Consider the following 6,000-nt stretch of genomic DNA (forward strand, 5'->3'; position numbering starts at 1 on the left):
AAACGTTTCGTCGACAATGACTTGCGTAGGGCGGCCGGAGTTTCTATAGTGAACGACCAGCAAGTTTTGGGGGCGATTAGGATTCGACGCCGGTAACGAAACTTGAGGGGCATGCCGAGCTGGTAGCAGAACTCGTAAATTCGCTGCTGCAAACTTATAGTTGCCAACGACGACAACTACGCTCTAGCTGCTTAATGCGGCTAGCAGTCGCTAGGGGATGCCTGTAAACCCGAAACGACTGTCAGATAGAACAGGATCGCCGCCAAGTTCGCTGTAGACGTAACGGCTAAAACTTATACAGCTCGCCCAAAGCACCCTGCCCGTCGGGCCGCAATGGGTTAACTCAGTAGACAGGGCTAAGCATGTAGAACCGATAGCGGAGAGCTGGCGGACGGGGGTTCAAATCCCCCCGCCTCCACCAAAACGAAAGGGCAGCCACTGGCTGCCCTTTTTCTTTGTCCGGCGATCGAGCCCCTTAGAACGGGATGTCGTCGTCGAAGCTATCGTAGTCCTGCTGCGCCGGCTGCTGTTGCGGCTTGGGCTGCTGCTGGGGACGACTATTGCTGCTGCCGCCATTGTCGTACTGCGGCGCCGAATGCTGCGGACGGGGTGCACGCTGCTGCTGGGGCGCCGGCGCGCTCTGGTTGTATTCGTCGTTGCCACCGGCATTGCCACCCCGGCCGCCCAGCAGCTGCATGTTGCCGTTGATGTCGACCACGATTTCGGTGGTGTAACGATCCTGACCGTCCTGCCCCTGCCACTTGCGCGTACGCAACGAGCCCTCGACGTAGACCTGGGAACCCTTGCGGATGTATTCGCCCGCGATCTCGGCCAGGCGACCAAAGAACACCACGCGGTGCCATTCGGTACGGTCCTGCTGCTGGCCGGTCTGCTTATCCTTCCAGCTCTCGCTGGTGGCGAGGGTGACATTGGTCACCGCATTGCCATTGGGCATGTAACGGGTTTCGGGATCGGCGCCGGCATTGCCGACGAGGATGACTTTGTTGACGCCACGGGCCATATGAATCTCCTGATGAGACTGGCGATCAAGCGGCGACTGGCGTTTGGCTTACCAGTCGCTCCAGTTGCGCTCGATCGACGATTTTAGTATCGATCTTGATATAGACGGCTTGCTCTTCCGCCACCACCACCGCATCGGTCACTCCGGCTAGGGCCAACAGGCGTTCGACCAGTCCCTGGTCGTTGACTAGCGCGGGCGTGACAGGCAATCGCAGGCTGGTGACATAGGGCGGTTCACGCATCGTACCAGCAATCACCGCCCACCCCAGGCAAAGCGCAGCACAACCCAGGAAGACAGTAGACAGGCCACCATGCTGGAACAGCCAGCCGCCCAGGATACCGCCCAATGCGGAGCCAAGGAACTGACTGGTGGAATAGATCCCCATGGCGGTGCCCTTGCCACCTGCCGGTGCCACCTTGCTTACCAGCGAAGGCAGCGAGGCTTCCAGCAAATTGAAGGCGGTGAAGAAGACCACGATGCCGATGACCAAGGCCACGAGGCTGTTGCTGAAGAAAAAGAAGTACAGCTCGCACAGCACCAGCACGCTGATGGCCCCCACCAGCACACGCTTCATGCGCCGCTTCTTTTCACCATAGATGATGAAGGGGACCATGGCGAAAAAGCCGACCACCAGCGCCGTAAGATAGACCCACCAGTGCTCTTCCTTGGGCAGTCCCGCACGCTCGGCAAGAGCGAGCGGCAGTACGACAAAGCTCGCCATCAGCACAGCGTGCAGCGACAGGATGCCGAAGTCCAGCCGTAGCAGGTCACGGTTGCGCAGGGTCGCCCCCAGCGCCTGGCGCGCCAGGTTCGACTCCCGATGCGAGAAGGGCGACGCATGGCGCGGAACCAGGAACATCACTATGACCAGGCCGACCAGGGCCAGGCCACAGGTCGCCCAGAACAGGCCGGAGAGACCATAGCCGCGGGTCAGCAGCGGTCCGGCCACCATCGCCACGGCGAAGGACACCCCGATGCTCATGCCGATGGTCGCCATGGCCTTGGTCCTGTGCTGCTCACGCGTCAGGTCCGACAGCAACGCCATGATCGCCGCGGAGATAGCTCCGCCACCCTGTACGATACGACCGGCGATGACCCCCCAGATGGAGTGGGCATTGGCGGCGATGGCGGCACCAAGGGCGAACACCAGCAGTCCACCTATGATGATGGGGCGCCGGCCGATGCGATCGGAAAGCGTCCCCAGGGGAATTTGCAAGACCGCTTGGGTCAAACCATAGGCACCGATGGCGAGGCCGATGAGTGCCGGAGTGGCATCCGCCAGCTCCTGACCATAGGTAGCCAGGACCGGGAGCACCATGAACATACCGAGCATACGAAAGGCGAAGACCAGGGCCAGCCCCAGGGCGGCACGGCGCTCAACGCCGTTCATGGCTTCGCTGCGCTTGTCGAGCATTGATAATCCTCTCGTCGGCGACAAGTTTTTGTGTCGCCACACAGCTTTAAAACAGTCGTGACAATGACCATTTAGGGAGGAAGCGGTGAAGATAGCCGAGCGCTCGTCCGAACATTCCCGACCGCCAGGACCACGAACGCCCGATCACCGCTGTCGGGCCAGCAATTTTACCAGTCTTGACCCCTCTCTCACAGGCGCGGCAGATAGCCGCAGCCTGAGACGAGACCTCTTTCCTATTGAAGCGCCGCCAAAACGAGGCAGAAGTCTACGTGGATAAAATCCTCATCCGTGGGGCCCGCACCCATAATCTGAAGAACATCGACCTTACCCTCCCCCGGGACAAGCTCATCGTCATCACCGGACTGTCCGGTTCCGGCAAGTCCTCCTTGGCTTTCGATACCCTTTACGCCGAAGGCCAGCGTCGCTATGTGGAATCCCTGTCGGCCTATGCCCGCCAATTCCTCTCGATGATGGAAAAGCCTGACGTGGACACCATCGAAGGTCTGTCCCCGGCGATTTCCATCGAACAGAAGTCTACCTCGCACAACCCGCGCTCCACGGTCGGGACCATCACCGAGATCTACGACTACCTGCGCCTGCTCTATGCCCGGGTCGGCACGCCGCGCTGCCCGGAACATGACGTGCCCCTGGAAGCCCAGACAGTCAGCCAGATGGTCGACCAGGTGCTGGCCATGCCAGAGGGCCAGCGGCTGATGCTGCTCGCCCCTATCGTGCGCGAGCGCAAAGGTGAGCATCTGTCAGTCTTCGACGAGCTACGTGCCCAGGGCTTCGTGCGCGTGCGCGTCAATGGCCGCCTGCACGAGATGGACGAACTACCCAAGCTCGACAAGCAGAAGAAGCACACCATTGAAGTGGTAGTGGATAGATTCAAGGTTCGGGAAGACCTCCAGCAGCGCCTGGCGGAGTCCTTCGAGACCGCCCTGAAGCTGGCCGACGACATCGCCATCATCGCGCCCATGGAGGGCGAGAACGGCGAGGAGATCGTCTTCTCCGCGCGCTTCGCCTGCCCGGTCTGCGGCTTCTCCATCGGAGAGCTCGAACCCAAGCTGTTCTCCTTCAACAACCCGGCCGGCGCCTGTCCGACCTGCGATGGCTTGGGTGTGAAGCAATTCTTCGATGCTCGGCGGGTGGTCAACGAGGAGCTCAGCCTCAGCGAGGGCGCCATTCGTGGTTGGGACAGACGCAACGTCTATTACTTCCAGATGCTCGGCTCGCTGGCCAGTCACTACGGTTTCAGCCTGGATGAGCCGTTCAAAAGCCTTGATGACAAGCACCGTAAGGCGGTCCTCAGTGGCTCCGGACGGGAAAGCGTCAACTTCCGCTACCTCAATGACCGTGGCGACATCGTCAAGCGCGCCCACCCATTCGAAGGCATCCTGCCCAATCTGGAGCGCCGCTACCGCGAGACCGAATCCCAAAGCGTGCGCGAAGAGCTGGCCAAGTACCTGAGCACCCAGCATTGCCCAGATTGCAACGGCACCCGCCTGCGGCGCGAAGCCCGGCATGTCTGGGTCGGCGACAAGACGCTGCCGGCGGTTACCCGCCTTCCGGTCGGCGATGCCACCCAGTATTTTCAGGACCTCACCCTCAAGGGCCAGCGGCAACAAATCGCCGACAAGATCCTCAAGGAGATCCGTGAGCGCCTGCAGTTCCTGGTCAACGTCGGCCTCGACTACCTGACCCTGGATCGCAGTGCCGATACCCTGTCTGGCGGTGAAGCTCAGCGTATCCGCCTGGCCAGCCAAATCGGCGCGGGCTTGGTAGGCGTCATGTACATCCTCGACGAGCCCTCCATCGGCCTCCATCAGCGCGACAACGAACGTCTGCTGGGCACCCTTACCCACCTGCGCGACCTGGGCAATACCGTCATCGTCGTCGAGCACGATGAGGATGCTATTCGCCTGGCGGACTACGTCATCGACATCGGTCCCGGCGCAGGCGTGCACGGCGGCCAGATCATCGCGGAAGGTACCCCGGATCAGGTCATGAAGCACCCAGACTCGGTCACCGGCCAGTACCTATCGGGTCGCAAGAAGATCGTGGTACCGGCCAAGCGGACGCCACGGGACAAGAAGAAGCTGCTGAAGCTGAAGGGCGCACGCGGCAACAACCTGCAGAACGTCAATCTGGAAATCCCGGTTGGCCTGTTGACCTGCGTGACGGGGGTGTCCGGCTCGGGCAAGTCGACCTTGATCAACAACACCCTGTTCCCACTGACTGCCACGGCGCTCAATGGCGCAACGACCCTAGAGGTGGCCGCCCATGACAGCTTCGATGGCATGCAGCACCTGGACAAGGTCGTAGATATCGACCAAAGCCCCATCGGCCGTACGCCGCGCTCCAATCCGGCGACCTATACCGGCCTCTTCACCCCGATCCGTGAGCTGTTCTCCGGCGTTCCGGAGTCTCGCTCCCGCGGATACACCCCGGGGCGCTTCTCCTTCAACGTCAAGGGCGGTCGCTGTGAGGCCTGCCAGGGCGACGGCGTCATCAAGGTGGAGATGCACTTCCTGCCGGACGTTTACGTCGCCTGTGACGTCTGCAAGGGCAAGAGGTACAACCGCGAAACGCTGGAGGTGAAGTACAAGGGCAAGACCATCACGGAGGTCCTGGACATGACCATCGAGGAGGCCCACGCCTTCTTCGAGTCAATCCCGGCACTGGCGCGCAAGCTACAGACACTAATGGATGTGGGCCTTTCCTACATCCGCCTAGGCCAGAGCGCTACGACCTTGTCGGGTGGCGAGGCGCAACGCGTGAAGCTAGCGCGGGAGCTATCCAAGCGGGATACCGGCAAGACGCTCTACATCCTCGACGAGCCCACCACCGGCCTGCACTTTGCCGACATCCAGCAACTGCTGGACGTCTTGCATCGCCTGAGAGACCACGGCAACACCGTGGTGGTGATCGAGCACAACCTGGACGTCATCAAGACCGCCGATTGGCTGGTGGATTTGGGGCCAGAGGGAGGCTCCAAGGGTGGTCAGATCATCGCTACGGGCACACCCGAAGAGGTCGCGGCGAACAAGAAGTCCTATACCGGTCACTTCCTCAAGCCTTTGCTGGAACGCGACCGGGAGTAATCCCGACTACCTACCAGAACGCAAAAAGCCCGGCCAATGCCGGGCTTTTTCATGTCTTCATCTTGGTAGGTTGGATTGAGCACAGCGAAGCCCAACACCCAGCCTCCACCCGAAACGCAGCGCCCACGCATAGCGCTCGAATGTTGGGCTTCTCAAGCTCAGCCCAACCTACAATAGCCTAATCACTGACCGCCACGGCCGCGATGACCACAACAGCCCGGCGCAGCCGGGCTGTTACTGCTCTTGCTCTTTGACAGGCTCCAAACAGCACCTTCCTGACCCGCCACACCCAAGCCTCCGGAGCACCGCTCTTAGCCCCCTCTCCCTCGGGGAGAGGGCTGGGGTGAGGGCAACCCGAGCTACCTGACCTGCCGGCTTCGGCCCCAAGCGCTCTCAGCGCCCCAGCCAAACTTTTCCCGCCCCAAAGACAACACCCCCGTCAGAATGAACTGAGCGGGGGT

General features: G+C 61.2%; 3 protein-coding genes and 1 other RNA gene. 2 read left to right on the forward strand and 2 right to left on the reverse strand.

The features are described 5' to 3' along the window. Positions 1-68 precede the first annotated feature (68 nt). Positions 69-421, forward strand: a transfer-messenger RNA (tmRNA) gene (gene ssrA, locus FAZ11_RS22765). A gap of 54 nt (positions 422-475) precedes the next feature. Here the strand turns inward: ssrA and ssb are convergent. Together ssb and FAZ11_RS22775 are read right to left on the reverse strand one after the other, a co-directional pair. Next, positions 476-1,021, reverse strand: a complete 546-nt coding sequence (gene ssb, locus FAZ11_RS22770) for a single-stranded DNA-binding protein (RefSeq protein WP_058773778.1) — start codon at positions 1,019-1,021, stop codon at positions 476-478. A 25-nt stretch (positions 1,022-1,046) separates the two neighbouring features. Next, the gene (locus tag FAZ11_RS22775; RefSeq protein WP_058773777.1) at positions 1,047-2,435 is read right to left on the reverse strand and encodes an MFS transporter; all 1,389 of its coding nucleotides are present in this window, start codon (positions 2,433-2,435) and stop codon (positions 1,047-1,049) included. Between the two features lie 269 nt (positions 2,436-2,704). Here FAZ11_RS22775 and uvrA point away from each other — a divergent pair, with 269 nt between their 5' ends. After that, positions 2,705-5,539 carry an excinuclease ABC subunit UvrA gene (uvrA, locus tag FAZ11_RS22780; RefSeq protein ID WP_058783093.1) on the forward strand — a complete coding sequence of 945 codons (2,835 nt, stop codon included), beginning with the start codon at positions 2,705-2,707 and terminating at the stop codon, positions 5,537-5,539. The last annotated feature ends 461 nt before the right edge of the window (positions 5,540-6,000 follow it).

Source organism: Pseudomonas rhizoryzae, from assembly GCF_005250615.1.
Taxonomy (GTDB): Bacteria; Pseudomonadota; Gammaproteobacteria; order Pseudomonadales; family Pseudomonadaceae; genus Chryseomonas; species Chryseomonas rhizoryzae.